Source organism: Cytobacillus gottheilii (assembly GCF_900166665.1).
In the GTDB taxonomy this organism is placed as follows: Bacteria; Bacillota; Bacilli; order Bacillales; family Cytobacillaceae; genus Cytobacillus; species Cytobacillus gottheilii_A.
On the sequence record NZ_LT800494.1, the window covers coordinates 669,362 to 692,202 of the forward strand.

The window sequence follows — 22,841 nt, forward strand, 5'->3', positions numbered from 1 at the left end:
AGTTCTATTTCTAAAACATGAATAATCAATATCTTGGTTTAGGTATTAAAACAAGTCCGTTCCATTGCGCTGCGGACCCTCGCTTTCCGCGGGGAGCAAGCTGAGCCTCCTCGTCACTCCGTTCCTGCGGGGTCTCACACTTTGCTCTGCAGCCCGCAGGAGTCGAGGGCCCTCCGCTCCATTTCACTCATGTTTAGAAAATATATTTTATAATCATAAATAAAAAAACCGGATGATTAGAAAATCATTTCCTAATCATTCGGTTCAATGATCGTGTTAAATACTTATGTCCCAGTCTCTTTCATCACTATATGTTCCTCACTACCTTTTCTGCAGTTCCTCCTGTGCCAAACGAACGAGTTCTTTTACCATGCTGCCGCCCAGTCTGCCGCCGACCTGTCCGGCTTCAACAGATGTAAGCCTTCCGTTATAGCCCTTTTGAAGAGGAACACCTACTTCCTTAGCAGCTTCGAATTTTGCTTCATCTCCATTTTGAGTGCCCATTATTCTGCTCTTCAGTTCATCAAGGCCATGACGCGCTTCAGGAACGAGCGGGCGCCTTCTTCTTCTTGCCATATAATAACCCTCCATTTGAAAGTTCTTCATCTATTAGCATCTCCATCTGTATGACAAAATACTTGTTTTCAAAGACGACAAGAGCTATTGTAAGAGTGTGTACATTTTGTGAACAAAGAAGGTGTAAATATGGCATTAAAATACATATCAGCATTTTTCCTGCCAGGCTTATTAGTCTTGTTTTTTACAAGAGTGACATATAATCGCGTCATTGGATTAATCCTGACCGTGGCTTTAATTGCAGCTTCTGTGTACAAAGGATATACAGATACCTATTGGCTCATTGTAATCGATGCTTTTTCACTGACTGCAGGTTTTTGGTATGCGCAGGTGCTGAAGAACAAAATGAAAAAATCGAATTCATGAACATTTCGAATACGAACAGAACTCCCAATCAAACGTTTGATTAAGAGCTCTGTTCGTATTTTTTGATTGCAGCAGTCATCATGCTCTATAAGAATTACAAAAAAAAACGAATATCCGTTCGTATATTGTTGGTTTGTATATAAGAGTTTGTGGTAGAATGATGTTATGGGTATGGAAGTTAAATACTGACAAATGGGCGGCAGCTTGGTCCTTATGCAAACTGAAAGTATGTGCATTTGTGCAGTATCTGATTTCAATTACGGATTTGAACGGGAGGATTTTGAGTGAAGGACCAATTTGAATTAGTATCCAAGTATTCTCCACAAGGAGACCAGCCAGCAGCCATTCAAAAGATCGTTGAAGGAATCCGTGCTGGCAAGAAACATCAAACGCTGCTTGGAGCAACAGGTACAGGAAAGACATTTACGATTTCAAACGTCATTAAAGAAGTAAATAAACCGACGCTTGTCATCGCTCATAATAAAACATTAGCAGGACAGCTTTACAGCGAATTTAAAGATTTTTTTCCGAACAATGCGGTTGAATATTTTGTCAGCTATTATGATTATTATCAGCCGGAAGCATATGTTCCGCAAACAGATACATTTATTGAAAAAGATGCAAGCATCAATGATGAAATTGATAAACTGCGGCACTCTGCAACCTCATCCCTATTTGAAAGACAGGATGTCATTATTATTGCGAGTGTATCATGTATATATGGCTTAGGTTCCCCGGAAGAGTATAGGGAGCTTGTTTTGTCTTTGCGAACAGGAATGGAAATCGAAAGAAATCAGCTTCTTCATCGATTAGTGGATATTCAGTACGAACGAAACGACATTGATTTTAAGCGCGGTACATTTCGTGTGCGCGGTGACGTAGTTGAGATTTTCCCGGCTTCAAAGGATGAACATTGCATTCGCGTTGAATTCTTTGGCGATGAGATTGACCGAATTCGTGAAGTGGATGCGCTAACCGGAGAAATTATCGGTGAACGCGAGCATGTTGCTATCTTCCCGGCATCTCACTTCGTAACGCGTGAAGAAAAAATGCGCGTAGCTATTGAAAATATTGAAAAAGAACTGGAAGAGCGCCTAGCGGTTCTAAGAGAAAATGACCGTTTGCTAGAAGCGCAGCGCCTTGAGCAAAGGACTCGTTATGACTTAGAAATGATGAGAGAAATGGGCTTTTGTTCAGGAATTGAAAACTATTCCCGTCATTTGACATTAAGGCCTCCTGGCTCAACGCCATATACATTAATCGACTACTTCCCGAAGGATTTTCTTTTGGTTGTCGATGAATCTCATGTAACCATTCCTCAGGTGCGCGGGATGTTTAATGGTGACCAGGCGCGTAAAAATGTTCTGGTTGAGCATGGCTTCCGTCTGCCTTCTGCGATGGACAACAGGCCATTAACATTCCCGGAATTTGAAGAGCATATCAGTCAAATTGTGTATGTATCAGCAACGCCTGGACCATATGAAATGGAACACACACCAAAAATGATTGAGCAGATTATCCGTCCAACTGGATTGCTTGATCCTACGATTGATATTCGTCCGATTGAAGGGCAGATTGATGATTTGATTGGGGAAATTCATGAACGAGTCGAGCGCAATGAACGTGTTCTTATTACAACACTGACGAAAAAAATGTCTGAGGATTTAACCGATTATTTAAAGGAAATTGGCATTAAAGTGCAATATCTGCATTCTGAAATAAAGACGCTTGAAAGAATCGAGATTATTCGTGAACTTCGTCTTGGAAAATATGATGTTCTTGTGGGAATCAACCTCTTGAGAGAAGGTTTGGATATTCCGGAAGTTTCATTAGTAACGATTTTAGATGCAGACAAAGAAGGCTTCCTTCGTTCAGAAAGATCCCTTATTCAAACGATTGGCCGTGCAGCGAGAAATTCAGCAGGCCATGTGATTATGTATGCTGATAAAATCACGAAATCAATGGATATAGCCATAAACGAAACGAAGCGCCGCCGTTCCATACAAGAAGAGTACAATGAAAAGCATGGCATTACTCCGCAGACGATCCAGAAGGATATCCGCGATGTGATTCGAGCAACACATGCGGCAGAGGAAACGGAAGAATACAATGCGCCGGCAAAGCTTGGCAAAATGAACAAGAAAGAACGCGACAAGCTGTTAAGCGAAATGGAGAAAGAGATGAAGGATGCGGCCAAGAATCTCAATTTCGAGCGTGCAGCTGAGCTTCGTGATCTAATACTTGAACTAAAGGCGGAAGGATGATGACCCTATGGCAATGGATAAACTGATTGTAAAAGGTGCCCGAGCACATAATTTGAAAAATATTGATGTCACCATCCCGCGAGATAAGCTTGTTGTTTTAACAGGGCTTTCAGGTTCCGGAAAGTCTTCGCTCGCCTTCGATACGATTTACGCGGAAGGACAGCGCCGCTATGTAGAGTCGCTGTCTGCTTACGCCCGTCAATTTTTAGGGCAAATGGATAAACCTGATGTCGACGCCATTGATGGTTTATCACCGGCTATCTCAATTGATCAGAAAACCACCAGCCGCAACCCGCGTTCAACGGTCGGAACCGTCACAGAAATTTATGATTATTTACGGCTTCTGTTCGCGCGTGTTGGCCGTCCAACATGTCCGATCCATGGAATTGAAATATCATCACAGACCATTGAACAGATGGTTGACCGCATCATGGAGTATCCGGAGCGAACGAAGCTTCAAGTTCTGGCACCGCTTGTCTCTGGAAGAAAAGGCACACACGTAAAAATTTTAGAAGAAGTGAAAAAGCAAGGATTTGTCCGTGTTCGTGTTAATGGAGAAATGCGTGACCTTGGAGAAGAGATCGAGCTTGAAAAGAACAAAAAGCACTCAATTGAGGTTGTGATCGATCGAATTGTGGTGAAGGACGGCGTAATAGCCCGCTTAACAGATTCAATGGAAACCGCCCTAAAGCTTGGTTCAGGCAAAGTGCTTGTGGATGTCATTGGGGAAGAGGAATTGCTTTTCAGTGAAAACCATGCTTGTCCGCACTGCGGCTTTTCCATCGATGAACTGGAGCCGCGAATGTTTTCCTTTAACAGTCCCTTTGGAGCATGTCCGCAATGTGATGGTTTAGGATCTAAGCTCGAGGTTGATCCAGAGCTTGTTATTCCTAACTGGGATCTTCCTTTAAATAAAGGTGCCATTGCCCCATGGGAGCCGACGAGTTCACAATACTATCCTCAGCTTTTAGAAGCTGTCTGCAATCATTATGGTATTGACATGGGTATTCCTGTAAAAGATTTGCCCAAAGATCAGCTTGAACGGGTCCTATATGGTTCGGGAAAAGATAAAATTTATTTCCGCTATGAAAATGACTTCGGACAAATTCGTGAAGGCTATATCAACTTTGAAGGAGTTATTCCGAATATTGAGCGCCGCTACAAAGAAACGAGCTCCGATTATATTCGGGAGCAAATGGAAAAGTATATGGCCCAGCATTCTTGTCCTTCATGTCAAGGCTATCGCCTAAAGCCAGAAAGCCTGGCTGTCTTAATTAATGGGGAACATGTCGGTAAGGTAACGTCTCTTTCCATTCAAGAAGCCTTTCATTTCTTTGAACAACTCTCACTAACAGAAAAAGAGATGGCTATTGCCAACCTAATTTTAAGAGAAATTAAAGAGCGTATTGGCTTTTTAATCAATGTGGGACTAGACTACCTGACACTCAGCAGAGCGGCCGGTACATTATCTGGAGGAGAAGCACAGCGGATTCGTCTGGCTACTCAAATCGGTTCAAGATTGACAGGTGTTCTTTATATATTGGACGAGCCATCCATTGGGCTGCATCAGCGCGACAATGATCGTTTAATTGAAACCTTAAAAAATATGCGTGATATTGGGAACACACTTATTGTCGTTGAGCATGATGAGGATACGATGATGGCGGCAGACTATCTAATCGATGTCGGCCCTGGTGCTGGTGTTCACGGCGGACAAATTGTCTCAGCCGGAACACCGCAAGAAGTCATGGATGATCCGAATTCACTGACAGGTCAATATTTGGCAGGGAAAAAGTTCATCCCGCTTCCTGTTGAAAGAAGAAAAAACGATGGAAGATTCATTGAGGTAAAGGGTGCAAAGGCGAATAACCTTAATAATGTTAACTTTAAGTTTCCACTAGGCTCGTTTGTGGCTGTTACTGGGGTTTCGGGATCAGGAAAGAGTACACTGATTAATGAAATACTTCATAAGAGTCTCGCTCAAAAGCTGCACAATGCGAAAAGCAAACCAGGTGAGCATAAAGAGATTAATGGGGTCGAATTTTTGGATAAGGTCATTGATATCGATCAGTCGCCTATCGGCCGGACACCAAGGTCCAATCCAGCTACCTATACGGGTGTTTTCGATGATATTCGTGATGTGTTTGCAACTACAAATGAAGCGAAAGTGCGCGGATATAAAAAAGGTCGTTTCAGTTTTAACGTTAAAGGCGGCCGCTGTGAAGCATGCCGTGGAGATGGAATTATTAAAATCGAAATGCATTTTCTGCCTGATGTGTATGTACCATGTGAAGTGTGCCACGGCAAACGATATAACCGTGAAACGCTTGATGTCACATATAAAGGAAAGAACATTGCTGACATTCTTGATATGACAGTGGAAAACGCACTAGAATTCTTTGAAAATATCCCGAAAATCAGCCGAAAGCTGCAAACCATTTTTGATGTCGGCTTAGGGTATGTAAAACTTGGCCAGCCAGCTACAACCCTTTCTGGAGGAGAAGCACAGCGTGTCAAGCTTGCATCAGAATTGCATCGCCGCTCAACGGGAAGATCTCTCTATATTTTAGATGAACCAACAACAGGTTTACATGTTGATGATATTTCCAGATTGCTAGTAGTCCTGCAGCGTCTTGTGGAAAATGGCGATACTGTTTTAGTCATTGAACACAATCTTGATGTTATTAAAGCAACTGATTATATCATTGACCTAGGACCAGAAGGCGGAGACAAAGGCGGAACGATTGTTGCAGCCGGAACGCCGGAAAAAGTTGCGGAAGCTCCTGGTTCCTATACAGGAAAATACTTAAAGCCAATTCTTGAACGTGATCGGGAACGAATGAAAAAAGAAATCCAAGAAAAAGAAGCAAGTGCAGCAAATGCATAAAAAAATCAGCTAGGCGCTATAAGCCTAGCTGATTTTTTATTGTTTGGCCTTGGCGGGAAACAACCAAAGTTTTAATCCCTTTCTTCTTATGCTCTTTTTTGGAAAGGGATTTTTCCAAAGTTCATCTTCGAGAATACAACCGTTAAGATGAATGGAATCACGATTGCGACAACCATTCCAACAGCGAACATTAGCATATGTTCAGTTTGTATGGATAAAATTCCAGGTAAACCGCCTACACCAATGGAATATGCCATAACGCCGCTTCCGACCGAAATGACTGCTGCTACCATGGAACCAATCATGGCTGCTAAGAATGGATAGCCGTACTTCAAGTTAATACCAAACATAGCAGGTTCCGTAACACCTAGATAACAAGAGATCGCTGCTGGAACGGAAACCTGTCTTTCTTCTTTGTTTTTGCGGTTAATATAGATCATCGCTAATACAGCTGAACCTTGTGCAATATTAGATAGAGCAATCATTGGCCATAATGGTGTACCGTCTAACGCATTCATAAGCTGAAGGTCGATTGCATTTGTCATATGATGCAAGCCAGTGATAACTAATGGTGCATAAACAAATCCAAACAATGCTGCAAACAGCCAGCCAAATGCGGATGTTAATCCACCGTACACAACATCAGAAATAAAGGTACCGATCTGCCAGCCGATAGGACCTAAAACAGTATGTGCCAGTAATACAGTTGGTACTAAAGATAAAAATGGGACAACAATCATTGAGATTGAATTTGGAATAACTTTTCTTAAGTTAATTTCTAATACTGAGAAAAGCAGCCCGGCTAGGATTGCAGGAATAACCTGTGCCTGATAACCGATCATTTCAATTTGGGCAAAACCAAAATCCCAGACTGGAATGTCTCCAGTTTCTGCACCTGCCACACCATAGGCATTAAGAAGCTGCGGAGAAACGAGCGTAATCCCCAGCACAATCCCGAGAATTTGGGATGCTCCCATTTTACGGGCAACAGCCCATGTGATGCCAACAGGAAGGAAATGAAAGATTGCTTCGCCAATTAACCAAAGAAATGAGTGCACGCCAGCCCAAAACTGGGAAGATTCTACAAGAGTCATGGTTCCATCTTCAAGTAAATTAATTTCACCAATCACATTACGGAAACCTAGTATTAACCCCCCAACAACAAGTGCTGGAATTAATGGAGTGAAGATATCAGCTAAATGAGCAATCATCCGCTGCAGGAAGTTCATATTTTTCTTCGCAGCTACCTTAGCATCATCTTTAGAGGTGTCACTCACACCCGCGATTTTCACAAACTCATTATAAAATGTTGATACTTCATTGCCTACGATAACCTGGAATTGACCAGCTTGTGTAAAAGTACCTTTTACAATTGGGATTGCTTCAATTTTTTCAACATCAGCTTTCTTTGGATCAACGAGCACAAATCTCATCCGAGTTGCGCAATGGGTAACAGCTGAGATATTTTCGCTGCCGCCAATTTCGTCTAACAGCTGTTTCGCAGATTCACTGTACTTGCTCATTTTTTCTCCCCCTAACTTTTTATAAAAATACTTACCTGTTAAAAAGTCAAACTTGTATATACAGATTATGATTACGGTTTCATTCTAACTTGTATATACAGATTTGTCAACGAGAAATAAATCGCTTTCAGATCCCTATTCCAATAGGTAATTCCACCTTTTTACCCTACCCTGTTTTCAACTGAATCACTCTTGAAAACCAGGGAAAAATGTCTTAGAAAATAAAATGTTTGAAACCTTTTTGAACCTTTCTCGTAAAAAGGATAAAGGAGATGAACGTATGGATACAGATAAAATTCTTTCAGCTTTAAGTTATTTCAGTATTTTCTTCGCTGGTTTTATTTTTCCACTCGTTTTATTTTTTGCAACAAGCAGCGAAAGTGTAAAAGAGCATGCCAAAAAAGCGTTTATTTCACATATCATACCGCTCCTCTCAGTGCCGCTTTTACTCTTTGCGGTATTCATGGAGCCGACTTTTACAGCAGGAGCAAATGAAATTCCGTTCTTTTTTCTAGGATCCCTGCTGGTCAGCCTTCTTTTATCTTTTATTGTCGTTATTTGGAATATTATTAAAGGAATTAAAGTCTTTACTGTTTAATAAATAGAAGATTGTAGTCTTAATGTATTGTCTAAGAAAATATTTGTAGATTGAAATGGTGCGAGAGACTCCGCAGAAACGCTGTACCATGAAATGGGAATCAAACTAATCACATTAAAAAAAGGTTTTAGTTGATTAGAACGAAAGTATGCGAGACTCCGGCTGGACGAGGTGGCTCAATACCCGCCCCGCCGGAAAGCGAGTACTCTGGAAATCTTTCAACATTTAAGTGAAAACAACAAGGTTTGCCAAAACGGCCTAAAAAAAGGCATAAAATATGGAGGGATCCCGATGCAAGAAGAGAGAAAACGTATATTAAAAATGGTTGAAGACGGAAAGCTAAAGGTTGATGAAGCACTTATTCTTCTTGAAGAACTCGAAAAATCCAATAAAGCAGCACAAGAGAAAGAACAGAACATGTTTCCAGAGCTAAGTGACAAAGTTCATTTTGAAGAAGCGAAAAAAGAAGATCCTTTAAATGAAAAGTTCAATAGCGCAAAAGTGAAAATCATTGATTTTGTCGATTCAGCTCTAAAGAAAATTAAGGATGCAGATTTTGATTTGAATTTTGGCCAGTCCGTTGATATTTCGCATATTTTCCAATATTCGAATGTATATTTAAAGAACATAGACATTGATGTAGCGAATGGTGGGATTAAGTTAATTCCTTGGGAGCAGCAGGATGTCCGCATCGAGTGTAAGGCAAAGGTTTATCGCGTGGAAACACAGGAAGAGGCAAGACAGAAATTCTTAAAGGACGTTCTTTTTGCAGTTGAAGGGGAGAAGCTCCGCTTTTCGGCTCAGCAAAAATGGATGAAGCTTGAAGCTTCCATTTATGTTCCTCAATCACAATATGAAAACATTAAAGTGCGCATGTTTAATGGACCGATAGATGGTGAAAACTTATATGCGGAAAGCTTTAAAGCAAAATCAGCGAATGGTAAAATTAATGTAGTTGGTCTGCAGGGGAAATATGCAGAAATCGAGACAGCGAACGGGCAAGTCAATATTCAAAATAGCACGGTAGACGAGTTTGAAATTGAGACAATTAATGGAGTGGTCCATGTGGAAGGCAGCTGCAGAAAGGCAGACGTTCAAACCTTCCATGGAGATATTTATTGCCATATAAAAGGCACAGGCTGTGAGCAGCTTGAAGCAAAAGTAACGACAGGAAATATTGAATTATTTGTTCCTGAATTTACTGCTGTAAATGGAGAGTTGAAGACAAATCTAGGCAGCTTTAATGTCGAGCTCGATGGCATTGAAGTCATTGAAGAGAAAAGCGAAGTGATTCAAAAGAATCTGCGCTTTCGCTCATTGAAGGATCCTCTCAGCGGATTAAGGCTGCTGGCTGATTCAAAAACAGGATCAATATCGGTAAAAAAATCAGCAATCATATAAAATAGACAGTTGCGAAGAGAGCTGTCTGCAGCAATGCTGCTAAAAGAGGTGTAGCGAATGAAATGGTTAGTAGGAATACTCATAAATGCTGTTCTGTTTATCGCGATAGGAGGTTTTTTTGGAGACTCCTTCTATTTATCGGGATTTGGGGCGGCAATCATTGCAAGCGTGGTGCTATCGGTTCTTAACATTTTGGTCAGACCCATTTTAATTATCCTGACACTGCCGATCACGTTTCTTACACTGGGATTATTCCTATTTGTAATTAATGCTGTTACCCTTCTTATCACAGATGGCATTATGGGCAGCTCCTTTGAACTGGCAGGCTTTGGAACAGCCTTTATCGTCAGCATCATCATGTCCATTGCCAACATAATCATCCAAAGTACATTTGCAAAAGATTAACAAACGGGTCATTTTAACCCAAAATAAACCCGAACTGTTAGCAGAGTTCATTCATCTGCCTGATGGTTCGGTTTTTTGTGTCTTTAGAATCCTGCCTCTGAAAGCGAGTACCATGGAGTGGAAACACTCTCTCTTCTTTATTAAGGCAACAAAGTATGCAAAAACATCCAAAAAACAATCTCAGCAATTTGGTTCTTGTGAAAAAAATGCTAAAATAGATTGATGCATAATAACCGTTACGAACGTGTTAAAGGCTAGCGAGATAAAAGGAGGCGTATTTATGCCAAAGGTTCGCACGAAAGAAGTTATTGAAAAATTCAATTTAGAATTAATTAGTGGTGAGGAAGGCATTAATAGACCCATCACAACGACTGATATTTCAAGACCAGGAATTGAGCTTGCCGGATTTTTTGACTACTACCCAGCCGAAAGAATTCAGCTGATTGGAAAAACGGAATTGACTTTTACAAAAAAACTGAATAAATCAGAACGCACAAGCAGACTTGAAAGATTATGTTCTGACATTACACCGGCAATCATTGTAACAAGAGAAATGGACGTTCCCGATGAATTGATTGAGGCAGCTGAGAAAGAAGCCGTTCCTTTGTTGCGGACGAAGCAAAAAACAACACGCTTTTCCAGCTTGCTGACAAACTATTTAGAAAGTAAACTTGCTCCCACAACGGCCATCCACGGAGTGCTTGTTGATATCTATGGCGTAGGTGTATTAATCACCGGTAAAAGTGGAGTCGGAAAAAGTGAAACCGCATTAGAGCTTGTGAAGCGGGGGCATCGCCTTGTTGCGGATGACTGCGTGGAAATTCGACAGGAGGATGAAGATACTCTTGTTGGCAGCTCTCCAGAGTTAATTGAACATTTACTCGAGATTCGCGGCCTTGGCATTATTAATGTAATGACCCTTTTTGGAGCTGGTGCAGTTCGCAGCTATAAAAAAATTGCGCTTGTGATGGACTTAGAGATATGGGATCCGAAAAAGCAATACGACCGTTTAGGGCTCGATGAAGAGAAAATGAAAATTATTGATACCGAAGTGACCAGATTAACGGTCCCTGTTCGACCAGGCCGAAATTTAGCAGTTATTATTGAAGTGGCAGCCATGAATTTCCGCCTGAAAAAAATGGGAGTAAATGCTGCTCAGCAGTTTACGGATAAACTATCAGATGTAATTGAAGACGGAGATCATGAAGATCGTTAAAATTTAAACTATATAGATAGCAGGATAAGAGGAGGAGAATACAGAGTGGAGCAAAATATAGAACCGCTTAATCGAGTTGCCTTTGAAATTGGGCCGCTCACGGTCAATTGGTATGGCTTAATTATTGGTGTAGGAATTGCCCTTGCTTTAATGATTGCAATGCGCGAGTCAGACCGCCGCGGCTTGGATAAAGAAATCTTTGCTGACTTAATGTTATGGGCGATTCCAATTGCAATTATTTCAGCAAGAATTTATTATGTTATTTTTCAATGGGACTATTACGCACAAAACCCAGGTGACATTATTAAAATCTGGGAAGGCGGAATTGCGATTCACGGTGCCCTCATTGGAGCCGTCATTACAGCGTACATATTTACAAGAATAAAAAAAGTTTCTTTTTGGAAAGTAGCTGATATAGCTGCTCCAAGTATCATTCTTGGGCAAGCCATTGGCCGCTGGGGCAACTTTATGAACCAGGAAGCGCATGGTGAAGAGGTTACTCGTCAGTTCTTGGAAAATCTTTATTTGCCTGATTTTATTGTAAATCAAATGTATATTAATGGTACTTACTACCATCCGACATTTTTATATGAATCGCTCTGGAATTTTGCGGGCTTTATTCTTTTAATCTTGCTTAGAAGAGTTAATCTGCGCCGTGGCGAGCTATTTTTAACGTATGTCATCTGGTATTCCATCGGAAGATTCTTTATTGAAGGAATGCGTACAGACAGCCTAATGGTTACCGATTTCTTGCGAGCTGCCCAATTGCTTTCTGTTGCTCTCATTGTTGGTGCTATTGCACTGATTATTTTTAGAAGAGTCAAAGGTTATGCAGATGCTCGTTATTTAGATAAAGGTGTGTAAGATCGTATGTTTCTGGAGTCTGTAAAAAAAGGGTTGATGGTTGGCTTAAAGACAACATGGACATTAGGAAAAGTCATCTTTCCAGTTACATTAATTGTTTCATTGCTGCAATACACGCCGGTACTTCCGTGGGTCATTTCATTGATCACCCCGCTCATGAATATCATTGGGCTATCAGGTGATGCGGCCATTCCGATTGTATTAGGGAATTTGCTGAATTTATATGCTGGAATTGGAGCCATTTTAACATTGGACCTGACTGTCAAAGAAGTATTTATCATTGCTGTCATGCTGTCCTTTTCACATAATCTTCTGATTGAATCAGGAGTGGCACTGAAAGTTGGCGTTAAGCTGTGGGTCATTCTTGCCGTCCGGATTGGTCTTGCATTTGGCTCTGCCCTAATTATCAATCTTGTTTGGAAGGGCGGATCGGAAATGGCCCGTTATGGGTTTATTCCCCAAACGGAGGCAGAATTAACCGGCTGGGCTGCCATTTTATTGGATGGCCTTCAAAAGGCTGCTTTAGGGATTTTTCAGCTGGCGTTAATCGTTATTCCGTTAATGATTGCCATTCAAATACTAAAGGATTTAAAATGGCTAGCTGTCTTTTCAAAATGGATGGCACCTGTGACAAGAATGTTAGGGATGAAAGAAAATACATCTACAACTCTTGCAGCAGGTCTGCTGTTTGGTCTTGCATTCGGTGCAGGTGTAATGATTCAAGCTGTAAAAGAGGATGGCGTCAGCAGAAAGGATGTCACCCTTGCGTTTATATTCCTGGTTGCGTGCCACGCAGTTGTTGAAGATACATTGATCTTTATTCCGCTTGGAATCCCCGTGCTGCCGCTCTTGCTTATAAGGATCGGGGTCGCTATAGTGCTTACACTCGTTGTAGCCTATTTTTGGAGAAAGGCGGACTTGTCGAAAAGAAAGGAAGCAACCTATGAACACTAAAATAAATACGATTCTATTTGATTTAGATGGAACACTCATTAATACAAATGAACTGATTATTTCTACGTTTTTGCATACATTGGAACAATATTATCCGGGAAAATATAGCCGTGAAGATGTTCTGCCATTCTTAGGGCCGACTTTGCATGAAACGTTTCATAAACTGAATCCCGAAAAAACAGATGAAATGATCGCTGTCTATAGAAGCTATAATATTGCCAACCATGATCTGCTCGTGACAGAGTTTGAAGGTGTTTTTGTAACAGTTAGGACCTTGAAGGAGTCAGGCTATAAGCTGGCGATCGTAACAACGAAGATCTTAGATGTTGTAAAAAAAGGACTTGTTTTAACCAATCTCGATCAGTTTTTTGATGTCGTGGTGGCGTTAGATCATGTCGAAAATGCCAAACCAGATCCAGAGCCGATTCTGAAGGCATTAGAACAGCTGAATTCAAAGCCGGAAGAGGCTATTATGGTGGGGGATAATCATCATGATATTTTAGGCGGCAAAAATGCACGCACGAAAACAGCGGCTGTTGCCTGGTCTGTGAAAGGCAAAGACCATCTCATGACTTATCAACCTGACTATATGTTAGAAAATATGGCAGATTTACTGGATATTTTAGAGGCTGAAAACAAATGAGAAGAACGACAAGGTATCCTGTGACGGGAGGCAATTCTCTTTGGCATGTATACAAAACCGTGCCATTTCTCAAGGTTGTGAAAAACTTTGTCGTCATTCAGCTTGCTCGATATACACCGATATTAGGGTTGAAAAACTGGCTTTATCGCACATTTTTAAGAATGAAGGTGGGCGATCAGACATCCTTTGCCTTAATGGTGATGCTTGATGTGATGTTCCCGGAAAAAATAAGCGTTGGCCGAAACACCGTGATTGGCTACAATACAACCATTCTGGCACATGAGTACTTAATCAAAGAATACAGATTGGGAGAAGTAGTCATTGGTGATGAAGTCATGATTGGTGCCAACACTACCATTCTTCCCGGTGTGAAAATCGGGGATGGGGCCATCGTCTCAGCCGGTACGCTTGTCCACAAAGATGTACCGGATGGCGTCTTTGTCGGCGGCAACCCGATGCGGATTATTTACACAAAAGAACAGCTGGCAGAACGCTGGGCAAACGATGAGATTTATGGAAATGGATCTTGATTAAAGAGGCTGGGACATAAGTATTTAACACACCCATAGAACCGAATGGTTAGGAAGTCATCTTTCTAAACATTCGGTTTTTTTTATTTATGATTATAAAATATATTTTACCAACATGAGTGAAATGAAGCGGAGGACACTTGACTCCAGTGGGCAATAGAGGAAAGGGTGAGACCCCGCAGAAGCTTTGCTTCGGGGAGGCTCAGCTTCCTCCCCACGGAAAGCGAGTGTCCGCAGCGCAATGGAACGGACTTATCTAAATACCCAAACCAAGATATTGGAAATTCGTGTTTTAGAAATACTAATTTCGTTTTGTCCCATCCTCCCTTTTGCGTAATCTAATAGAACCTTCTCACACCTAGTCTTATTTTTCCGAAAACAAAGAGTTTTTCATTGACGCTTCACACTTTCAGATGTAAACTAACTAATAACTTCACTTTATTAGCATGGTAGCGAACTAAAGGATTTGACAGAGGTGACGATCAAAATGAGTCCATTATATATGTTTGAAAAGCCATTAGGCATGAGAGATACCTTGCCAGAGCTTTATGAAATAAAACGAAATGTCCGTGCATCAGTTGAAAATGAAATGAGAAGCTGGGGCTATCAATTTATTGCTACACCAGCGCTGGAATATGATGAAACCGTAGGAGCTGCATCTGCGATTATGGAGCAGCAGCTATTTAAACTTCTTGATCAGCAAGGCCGCACTTTGGTGCTGCGTCCGGATATGACCGCTCCGATTGCCAGAGTCGCAGCTTCAAAACTGTTAAAAAGGAATATCCCGATTCGGCTGGCTTACTCGGAAAATGTCTATCGCGCTCAGCAAAGAGAGGGTGGCAGACCAGCTGAATTTGAACAAATCGGAGTTGAGTGTATAGGAGACTCTACCATTAGTGCGGATGGAGAAGGAATTGCCCTTATGATTTCGGCTCTAAAAGCAGCGGGATTGCAGGAGTTTCAATTATCTGTTGGACATATCGGATTTGTCCGTAAGTTATTTCAGCAAATAGTAGGTACAGAGGAAAGAGTTGAGGCACTGACCAGGTTCCTATATGAAAAAAACTATGTTGGCTTCAAAATGCATGTTGAAAACCTGTCTCTGTCTTCCATTGATAAGCAGCGCCTGCTTCGTTTTCTTCATCTAAAAGGGCATGAAGAAACCATTTCTGCTGCTTATGACATTCTTGAAAATGGGCAGGGAACAGATGAGGTTGAAGAACTGCGCCAGCTTTGGGCTATCATAGCCGATTATGGCTATGCGGATATCGTTAAGTTCGATTTAACGCAAGTCAGTCATATGAGCTATTATACAGGGATTGTCTATGAAGCATATGCAGAAAAGGTGGGTTTTCCAATTGGCAACGGAGGCCGATACGATGGATTGCTAGGAAAGTTTGGGAAGCATACCGGGGCAACCGGTTTTGCCATCCGCTTCGATCGATTGCTGGAAGCGTTAGTAGAGAAGAAAGAAGCTGAACCTATATATGCCATCTTTTTCAGTGCAGAAAGAAGAAAAGAAGCTTTTCAGCTTGCAAGTGAACAAAGAGCATTCGGTAAAAAGGTTGTACTGCAGGATATAAGCGGTGTTCACGATCTGGATGCCAACACGAAGCAATATGAAGATATCGTGTATTTACTAGGAAAGAGCGGAAAGGAGTCTATGCAATGAATAATCTGCTGACGATTGCGATGCCAAAAGGGAGAATATTTACAGAAGCGGCAGAGCTCCTCAGAAAAGCAGGCTTCCCTTTGCCGCCAGAGTTTGATGATTCAAGGAAACTTATTATTGATGTTCCTGAGGCTCAATTTCGCTTTATTTTAGCAAAACCAATGGATGTGGCGACCTATGTAGAGCATGGAGTGGCTGATCTTGGGATTGCAGGAAAAGATGTTATGCTCGAAGAAGAGCGTGATGTATATGAACTGCTGGATTTGAAAATAAGCGCTTGCCATTTGGCTGTAGCTGGCCTGCCTGACACCAAAATGAACGAGGTTGCGCCAAAGGTGGCGACAAAATATCCGCATGTGGCCGCAGACTATTTCCGTCAGCAGGGAGAGCAGGTTGAAATTATTAAGCTGAACGGCTCGATTGAACTTGCACCATTGATTGGACTTGCAGACAGAATTGTGGATATCGTTTCAACAGGCCGTACGTTAGTTGAGAATGGTTTGATCGAGTATGAAGTGATTGAGCATATTACATCCAGACTAATTGTCAACCGCGTCAGCTATCGGGTGAAGGACGAGCGTATTACAGAAATCGTGGAAAAGCTAAGCGAGGTTATAAAGCAAAAAGGAGAGCCCGCATGATGAACATATTAAAAGCAACGGCCAACCTTTCCATTCAGCGTTCTGTTGATGGCGGAACGGACGAGCAGCGTGCTGCCGTTCAAAGCATCATAGCAGATGTGCGGAAGAATGGAGATGCTGCACTCTTAAAATATACGGAAAAATTTGATGGCATAACGCTGTCCTCTATTAGGGCAACATCTGAAGAGATTGAAGAGGCCTACACTCTTTTGGAGGAAGAACAAAAGGAAATTATCCAGCGGGCAGCGGCCAATATTCGCGCTTTCCACGAGAAACAGCGAACTCAATCCTGGATCACGACAGATGCTGATGGAACGTTGCTCGGACAAAAGGTAACACCGCTGGATTCAGCTGGCTTATACGTGCCAGGCGGAACAGCAGCTTATCCATCATCGGTGCTGATGAATGTGATTCCTGCCCAGGTTGCCGGTGTTAGTAAGATCGTGATCACTTCTCCTCCTGATCGCACGACAGGCAAGCTGCCTCCTGCTGTTTTAGTCGCAGCTAATGAAGCAGGTGTCACGGAAATATACAAAGTTGGCGGGGCGCAGGCCATTGCAGCACTTGCGTACGGAACAGAGACCATTCCTGGTGTTGATAAAATCACTGGACCAGGCAATATTTATGTTGCTCTTGCCAAACGTGAAGTATACGGAGATGTGGATATCGATATGATTGCCGGACCGAGTGAAATTGTTGTTCTAGCAGATGAAACAGCTTTTCCAAACGAGGTGGCAGCAGATCTATTATCACAGGCTGAGCACGATGAACGGGCCTGTGCCATCCTCGTTACAGACAGTATGACGTTAGCGGAAAACGTAAAGCTGGAAGTAGTAAAGCAGCTCGAAACCCTGCCGCGCAAAGTAATTGCCGCATCAGCGATCGAAAACTACGGTGCCATTTATGTAACAGATACTATGGATGAAGCAGTAGGACTGGTGAATCAGCTTGCTCCAGAGCATCTGGAATTACTGACGGCAGAGCCGATGACACTGCTGGGAAGCATTCGCCATGCCGGTGCCATTTTTATGGGACGATACAGCTCCGAGCCGGTGGGTGATTATTTTGCAGGACCGAATCATGTGCTGCCGACAAATGGAACAGCCCGTTTCTCTAGTCCATTAAGTGTCGATGACTTTGTGAAAAAATCGAGTATTATCTACTACAGTGAAAAAGCATTGCAGAAGAATGCTGAAGATATTGCAGCCTTTGCCAGAATGGAAGGTCTTGAAGCACATGCTCGTGCCGTTGAATCGCGGTTTAAATAGGAGGAAAATAACATGACTCGTACAGCAGAAATCACTAGAAATACAAACGAAACCAAAATTCAATTGTCATTAAATATAGATGGAGAAGGCAAAAGTGATTTGCAAACAGGTGTTCCTTTTTTAACCCACATGCTGGACCTTTTTTCCAAACACGGCCAATTTGACTTGACTGTCAATGCTGATGGCGATACCGAAGTAGACGATCACCATACGACAGAGGATATTGGAATCTGCCTTGGTCATGTACTGAAGGAAGCTTTAGGTGAAAAAAAAGGAATTAAGCGCTACGGAAATGCTTTTGTGCCAATGGACGAAGCGTTAGCGCAGGTAGTGGTTGACTTGAGCAATCGCCCACACTTAGAAATGCGAGCGGAATTTCCGAGCCAGAAGGTTGGCACGTTTGATACCGAATTGGTTCATGAGTTTCTCTGGAAGCTTGCATTAGAGGCAAGAATGAATTTGCATGTGATCGTACACTACGGTCAAAACACGCACCATATTATAGAAGCAATTTTTAAAGCGCTGGCACGTGCTCTTGATGAGGCAACGACCATTGATCCTCGTATAAAAGGAGTTCCATCCACGAAAGGAATGTTGTAAATGATCGGCATCATTGATTATGGCATGGGCAATTTGTTCAGCGTCGAAAAAGCGCTGGAACGGTTAGGTGTTGAAGCTTTTATTTCAGACGATCATGAGAAACTAAGTCAGGCGGATGGCCTCATTTTACCTGGTGTCGGTGCATTTAAAGATGCGATGGATCTTCTGAACGAATCCGGGTTAACTAGGATGATTCACGAGTATGTACAAACAGGTAAGCCGTTTCTGGGCATATGCCTTGGCATGCAGCTGCTATTTGAAAGCAGCGAGGAAAACGGATTAACAAATGGACTTTCACTGCTGCCGGGAAAAGTCATCCGTTTCTCAGGTGTAGATCGTAAAGGGGTATCTTATAAGGTGCCTCACATGGGATGGAATAAGCTTCGATTTGAACAAGATTCTCCACTTTTGCAAGGTGTAGATGAGGACTATGTTTATTTTGTGCATTCCTATTATGTGGATGCTGATCAGTCAGATGTTGTGCTTGCTGGGGCAAGCTACGATGTGAATGTTGCCGCAGTTGTGGGCAAGGAAAATGTATTCGGCATGCAGTTTCATCCGGAAAAAAGCAGTGTGATGGGCATGCAGTTATTGCGTAATTTTACAAAGCTGACAGAGAAGGGAAGTACCGCAGATGAGTTTTACAATCTATCCCGCAATTGATATGCGTGCCGGCAAATGTGTGCGCCTGCTGCAAGGAGACTATGATCAGGAGACGGTGTACGGTGATTCACCTTTTGACATGGCGAAATCATTTGCTGATGTTGGAGCAGCTTGGATTCACATGGTCGATCTTGATGGAGCAAAAGACGGCAAAAGAATCAATGACCGTTTTGTTGTGGAAGCGGCACAGAAGCTGCACGCTAAAGTGCAAATCGGCGGCGGAATCCGCACGGAGGAAGACATCGTTCATTATCTGGATCGCGGAATTTCCCGTGTGATTATCGGAAGCATTGCTGTCAGCAACCCTGAGTTTGCGGTTGAAATGATCCGTAAATATGGAGAAAAGATTGCTGTTGGACTTGATGCAAAAAATGGCTATGTAGCTACACATGGCTGGCTGCAAACTTCAGAAGTAAGAGCAGTTGAGCTTGGAAAAACCTTCGCTGATGCCGGAGCGGAAACATTTATATTTACTGATATTGCTACTGATGGCATGCTGTCTGGACCAAATGTGGAAGCTGTTGTTGACCTGGCAGCGGAAACCGGCAAAAATGTAATTGCTTCAGGCGGAGTCAGCAGTCTTGCAGATCTTGCTGCATTAAAGAAGTATGCAGATCAAGGAGTTGCTGGTGCCATTGTCGGAAAAGCCATATATGAAGGGCGGTTTTCAGTGAAAGAGGCGGTGGCGTTATGCTGACAAAAAGAATCATTCCCTGTCTTGATGTAAAGGAAGGAAGAGTCGTAAAGGGAATTCAGTTTGTGGAGCTCCGCGATGCTGGTGATCCAGTTGAACTCGCTCGTTTTTACGATGAACAGGGAGCTGATGAGCTTGTCTTTTTAGATATTTCAGCCTCTCATGAAGGACGCAAAACAATGGCGGAGGTTGTGAAGGATGTTGCTTCTGAGCTCGCCATTCCGTTTACCGTCGGCGGCGGCATCAACTCGCTGGAAGATATGAAGCGCATTTTACGGGCGGGAGCTGACAAGGTTTCATTAAACACAGCAGCCGTTTTGCGCCCAGAGCTGATTACTGAAGGAGCCAACTTTTACGGATCACAATGCATCGTTGTTGCCATTGATGCGAAGTATGATGAAGAAATTGGCACTTGGCGGGTGTACACACACGGCGGCCGCAAAGCGACAGAGCGGGATGTCATCTCATGGGCAAAAGAAGCGGTCGAAAGAGGTGCCGGCGAACTGCTGCTGACAAGCATGGATGCTGACGGTGAAAAGAAGGGCTTTAACATTGCTTTAACAAAAGCAGTCAGCGAGGCCGTTTCCGTGCCGGTTATCGCTTCAGGTGGTGCTGGGAACGCTGACCATTTTGCGGAAGCATTCCTGGACGGCAAGGCAGATGCCGCTCTGGCAGCTTCTATTTTTCACTATAAAGAAACCTCTGTAGCAGAAGTGAAGGAACATGTGAAACAAAGAGGAGTGTGTATCCGATGAAAATTGTATTTGATGGCAATGGACTCATCCCGGCAATCGTTCAGCATGCCGAGACAAAAGAAGTGCTGACACTCGCGTATATGAATGAAGAATCCTACAAAAAATCGCTTGAAACGGGCGAAACCTGGTTCTATAGCCGTTCCAGACAAGAGCTTTGGCACAAAGGCGCAACAAGCGGAAATACGCAAAAAATCGTAGAAATGAAACTCGATTGTGATCAGGATGCGTTAGTTGTCCTCGTTCAGCCAGCTGGACCGGCTTGTCATAAAGGGACAGAAAGCTGTTTTGAGGAAAGTGTTTATAAGGGAGAAGCTTTGGGAGATGCCCCCGCAGATTACAGCATTTTAGGAAAACTTGAAAAAGTGATTCGTGATCGCGAAGCTGAACGCCCAGAAGGCGCTTATACCACTTATTTATTTGAAAAAGGCGTCGATAAGATTTTGAAAAAAGTGGGCGAAGAAGCCTCCGAAGTCATTATCGCAGCTAAAAACCGTGACAAAGAAGAATTAAAATGGGAATCAGCAGATCTGCTGTACCACTTGCTTGTCCTACTGCGTGAACAAGACCTTCCATTTGGAGACGTATTGAAGGTACTGGAGAAAAGACATGAAAAACCGGCCGCTGAGTAAAGTGGGCGGTTTTTTTGTTGAGGGGAGATGCGGTTTGATAGGAAAAGTGGGGTTTTGATAGGAAAGCTGGAAATTTTGATAGGGAATTTCAGAAATTTGATAGGAAACCAAGAAAGTTTGATAGGAAAAAGAAATATTTTGATAGGAAACGCAGAAAATTTGATAGGAACCCCTCATGAGAAGATAGAAATGGACTAAATAAAGGAGTGAAAAGCTCGAAATTATGCAGATACCAGGTGAAAATGCAGATATCTGAACTAGAAAAGGTCATTTTGCGTCTGAAAATTCGATTTGATAGGAAAAAGCGAAATTTTGATAGGAAATTTCGGAAATTTGAAAGGAAACCAAGAAAGTTTGATAGGAAAAAGAAATATCTTGATAGGAAACGCAGAAGATTTGATAGGAACCCCCATCAGAAGATAGCAATGGACTAAATAAAGGAGCAAAAAGCTCTAAATTATGCAGATACCAATTCAAAAGGCAGAAATCAAAACTAAAAAAGGTCATTTTGCGTCTGGAAATTCGATTTGATAGGAAAACTCGAAATTTCGATAGAAAACTTCAAAAATTTGATAGGAAAAACGACCAAAAAACTTTTATAAAAGTCTCCCTCCCAAGACTAACTCATTTATAAACTAACTTTTGAACTTTTTATGATCATTTATCCGAAAAGAAGGATACACCAAACCAAAAAGCTAATCTTTAAATTACTATCTTAAAGGAAGTGTTGAATTGATTAGAAAGGAACGAGAAATCCCCATTCGAATTCGTAAAATTCAATCCTCATTAGACAGAGTAATTATGCCCTCTGAGAAAAGAGCTATTTTAGAAGGCGAGTTAAAATCAAGGCTAGCTGGTTATTATGGTGAAAAGGCGATCGATTATTATTTAAGGAAATTACCTGAAAATGAGAACTATATCCTCCATAGTTTAAGGTTACAAATGAAGTCCGATTACTTCCAAATTGACACGCTGCTTTTAACAGATAAGTATGCCTTAATAATTGAAGTGAAAAATCTGGCAGGTGAACTTTTTTTCGATGTTAATAGTAAACAGCTGATTCAAACAACAGCGGATGGAGAAGTGAAAGGGTATCAAAATCCAGTACAGCAGGCGATGTATCAAAAACGAGATTTAGAAAAAGTATTTCAAAGTAAAGCCATCCATCTCCCTATCGAGTACCTCGTAATACTCAGCAAGCCCTCTACCATTCTTAAAACAAATTCCAAATATGCGATCCCAAAAATGATTCATGCACAATATCTAATTGAAGAAATTGAACATCTCAATAAGAAGTATCACATTGTCATTCATGAACAGAAAGCAGTGAAGAAAATGGCCAAAATGCTTGCAAAACTTCATTGTCCGGAAACGTATGATGTTTTAAAGGCCAATCAGTTCACCCAAGAGGATATTCAGAAGGGTGTACGCTGCACGGATTGTGGCCACACGCCAATGCAACGCAAGCATGGAACATGGATATGCCCAAATTGCTGCAAGATAGATATACACGCACATGTCAAAGCAGTGGAGGATTATTTCCTATTATTCGAATCACCACTGACAAATCAAAAATTTCGTGATTTTACATTTCTGGATTCGGAGCAAACAGCCAATAGACTTCTGAAAAAGATGGATCTTCCTCATTCGGGTAATGGGAGGTGTCGTATGTATTATAGGTTAAACTGAAAT

22 protein-coding genes are annotated in these 22,841 nt (G+C 42.1%); 20 read left to right on the forward strand and 2 right to left on the reverse strand.

Annotation, left to right across the window (positions count from 1 at the left end; all coding sequences use genetic code 11):
• Window positions 1–321 precede the first annotated feature (321 nt).
• On the reverse strand, window positions 322–576 hold the full coding sequence (locus tag B7E07_RS03255) for an alpha/beta-type small acid-soluble spore protein (RefSeq protein WP_080844046.1): 255 nt from the start codon (window positions 574–576) through the stop codon (window positions 322–324).
• Between the two features lie 129 nt (window positions 577–705).
• Between B7E07_RS03255 and B7E07_RS03260 the strand changes: the two genes are divergently transcribed.
• The 3 genes from B7E07_RS03260 to uvrA all read left to right on the forward strand — a co-directional run bounded on the left by B7E07_RS03260 (window position 706) and on the right by uvrA (window position 6,093).
• Entirely contained in the window at window positions 706–942 is a 237-nt protein-coding gene (locus B7E07_RS03260; RefSeq protein WP_080844047.1) for a CsbA family protein, read from the forward strand.
• Window positions 943–1,226: 284 nt separating this feature from the next.
• Window positions 1,227–3,206, forward strand: coding sequence for an excinuclease ABC subunit UvrB (uvrB, locus tag B7E07_RS03265; protein WP_080844048.1), 1,980 nt, complete (start codon window positions 1,227–1,229; stop codon window positions 3,204–3,206).
• Window positions 3,207–3,213: 7 nt separating this feature from the next.
• Complete coding sequence (uvrA, locus tag B7E07_RS03270) at window positions 3,214–6,093, forward strand: excinuclease ABC subunit UvrA (protein ID WP_080844049.1); 2,880 nt, start codon at window positions 3,214–3,216, stop codon at window positions 6,091–6,093.
• 86 nt (window positions 6,094–6,179) lie between these two features.
• Here the strand turns inward: uvrA and treP are convergent, their stop codons facing one another.
• The gene (gene treP, locus B7E07_RS03275) at window positions 6,180–7,616 is read right to left on the reverse strand and encodes a PTS system trehalose-specific EIIBC component (protein WP_080844050.1); all 1,437 of its coding nucleotides are present in this window, start codon (window positions 7,614–7,616) and stop codon (window positions 6,180–6,182) included.
• Between the two features lie 280 nt (window positions 7,617–7,896).
• Here treP and B7E07_RS03280 point away from each other — a divergent pair, with 280 nt between their 5' ends.
• The 17 genes from B7E07_RS03280 to B7E07_RS03365 all read left to right on the forward strand — a co-directional run bounded on the left by B7E07_RS03280 (window position 7,897) and on the right by B7E07_RS03365 (window position 22,838).
• The gene (locus tag B7E07_RS03280) at window positions 7,897–8,214 is read left to right on the forward strand and encodes a magnetosome magnetite crystal formation protein family (protein WP_080844051.1); all 318 of its coding nucleotides are present in this window, start codon (window positions 7,897–7,899) and stop codon (window positions 8,212–8,214) included.
• Between the two features lie 291 nt (window positions 8,215–8,505).
• On the forward strand, window positions 8,506–9,615 hold the full coding sequence (locus B7E07_RS03285) for a DUF4097 family beta strand repeat-containing protein (RefSeq protein ID WP_080844052.1): 1,110 nt from the start codon (window positions 8,506–8,508) through the stop codon (window positions 9,613–9,615).
• A 57-nt stretch (window positions 9,616–9,672) separates the two neighbouring features.
• Window positions 9,673–10,020: a phage holin family protein gene (locus B7E07_RS03290; protein WP_080844053.1), complete on the forward strand. Its 348-nt coding sequence runs from the start codon at window positions 9,673–9,675 to the stop codon at window positions 10,018–10,020.
• 280 nt (window positions 10,021–10,300) lie between these two features.
• Entirely contained in the window at window positions 10,301–11,236 is a 936-nt protein-coding gene (gene hprK / locus B7E07_RS03295; protein WP_080844054.1) for an HPr(Ser) kinase/phosphatase, read from the forward strand.
• A 45-nt stretch (window positions 11,237–11,281) separates the two neighbouring features.
• On the forward strand, window positions 11,282–12,100 hold the full coding sequence (lgt, locus tag B7E07_RS03300; protein ID WP_080844055.1) for a prolipoprotein diacylglyceryl transferase: 819 nt from the start codon (window positions 11,282–11,284) through the stop codon (window positions 12,098–12,100).
• Window positions 12,101–12,106: 6 nt separating this feature from the next.
• The gene (locus tag B7E07_RS03305) at window positions 12,107–13,054 is read left to right on the forward strand and encodes a nucleoside recognition domain-containing protein (protein ID WP_080844056.1); all 948 of its coding nucleotides are present in this window, start codon (window positions 12,107–12,109) and stop codon (window positions 13,052–13,054) included.
• Window positions 13,044–13,697, forward strand: coding sequence for a pyrophosphatase PpaX (ppaX, locus tag B7E07_RS03310; RefSeq protein WP_080844057.1), 654 nt, complete (start codon window positions 13,044–13,046; stop codon window positions 13,695–13,697). The genes B7E07_RS03305 and ppaX overlap by 11 nt, the downstream gene beginning before the upstream one ends.
• Window positions 13,694–14,227 carry an acyltransferase gene (locus B7E07_RS03315; RefSeq protein WP_066442611.1) on the forward strand — a complete coding sequence of 178 codons (534 nt, stop codon included), beginning with the start codon at window positions 13,694–13,696 and terminating at the stop codon, window positions 14,225–14,227. The genes ppaX and B7E07_RS03315 overlap by 4 nt, the downstream gene beginning before the upstream one ends.
• Before the next feature lie 487 nt (window positions 14,228–14,714).
• Window positions 14,715–15,899 (forward strand): ATP phosphoribosyltransferase regulatory subunit, encoded by a 1,185-nt coding sequence (locus tag B7E07_RS03320; RefSeq protein ID WP_080844058.1) that lies wholly within the window; start codon window positions 14,715–14,717, stop codon window positions 15,897–15,899.
• Window positions 15,896–16,540, forward strand: a complete 645-nt coding sequence (gene hisG / locus B7E07_RS03325) for an ATP phosphoribosyltransferase (RefSeq protein WP_080844059.1) — start codon at window positions 15,896–15,898, stop codon at window positions 16,538–16,540. The genes B7E07_RS03320 and hisG overlap by 4 nt, the downstream gene beginning before the upstream one ends.
• Entirely contained in the window at window positions 16,540–17,808 is a 1,269-nt protein-coding gene (hisD, locus tag B7E07_RS03330; RefSeq protein ID WP_080849094.1) for a histidinol dehydrogenase, read from the forward strand. Before hisG ends, hisD begins: the two co-directional genes overlap by 1 nt.
• 12 nt (window positions 17,809–17,820) lie before the next feature.
• Complete coding sequence (gene hisB, locus B7E07_RS03335; RefSeq protein WP_080844060.1) at window positions 17,821–18,408, forward strand: imidazoleglycerol-phosphate dehydratase HisB; 588 nt, start codon at window positions 17,821–17,823, stop codon at window positions 18,406–18,408.
• Complete coding sequence (gene hisH / locus B7E07_RS03340; RefSeq protein ID WP_080844061.1) at window positions 18,409–19,071, forward strand: imidazole glycerol phosphate synthase subunit HisH; 663 nt, start codon at window positions 18,409–18,411, stop codon at window positions 19,069–19,071. It abuts the gene before it with no gap.
• Complete coding sequence (hisA, locus tag B7E07_RS03345; protein WP_080844062.1) at window positions 19,043–19,768, forward strand: 1-(5-phosphoribosyl)-5-[(5-phosphoribosylamino)methylideneamino]imidazole-4-carboxamide isomerase; 726 nt, start codon at window positions 19,043–19,045, stop codon at window positions 19,766–19,768. The genes hisH and hisA overlap by 29 nt, the downstream gene beginning before the upstream one ends.
• Window positions 19,762–20,520 carry an imidazole glycerol phosphate synthase subunit HisF gene (gene hisF / locus B7E07_RS03350; protein WP_080844063.1) on the forward strand — a complete coding sequence of 253 codons (759 nt, stop codon included), beginning with the start codon at window positions 19,762–19,764 and terminating at the stop codon, window positions 20,518–20,520. The genes hisA and hisF overlap by 7 nt, the downstream gene beginning before the upstream one ends.
• Window positions 20,517–21,149: a bifunctional phosphoribosyl-AMP cyclohydrolase/phosphoribosyl-ATP diphosphatase HisIE gene (gene hisIE / locus B7E07_RS03355; RefSeq protein ID WP_080844064.1), complete on the forward strand. Its 633-nt coding sequence runs from the start codon at window positions 20,517–20,519 to the stop codon at window positions 21,147–21,149. Before hisF ends, hisIE begins: the two co-directional genes overlap by 4 nt.
• A gap of 732 nt (window positions 21,150–21,881) precedes the next feature.
• Window positions 21,882–22,838, forward strand: a complete 957-nt coding sequence (locus B7E07_RS03365) for a nuclease-related domain-containing protein (protein WP_080844066.1) — start codon at window positions 21,882–21,884, stop codon at window positions 22,836–22,838.
• Window positions 22,839–22,841: the final 3 nt, after the last annotated feature.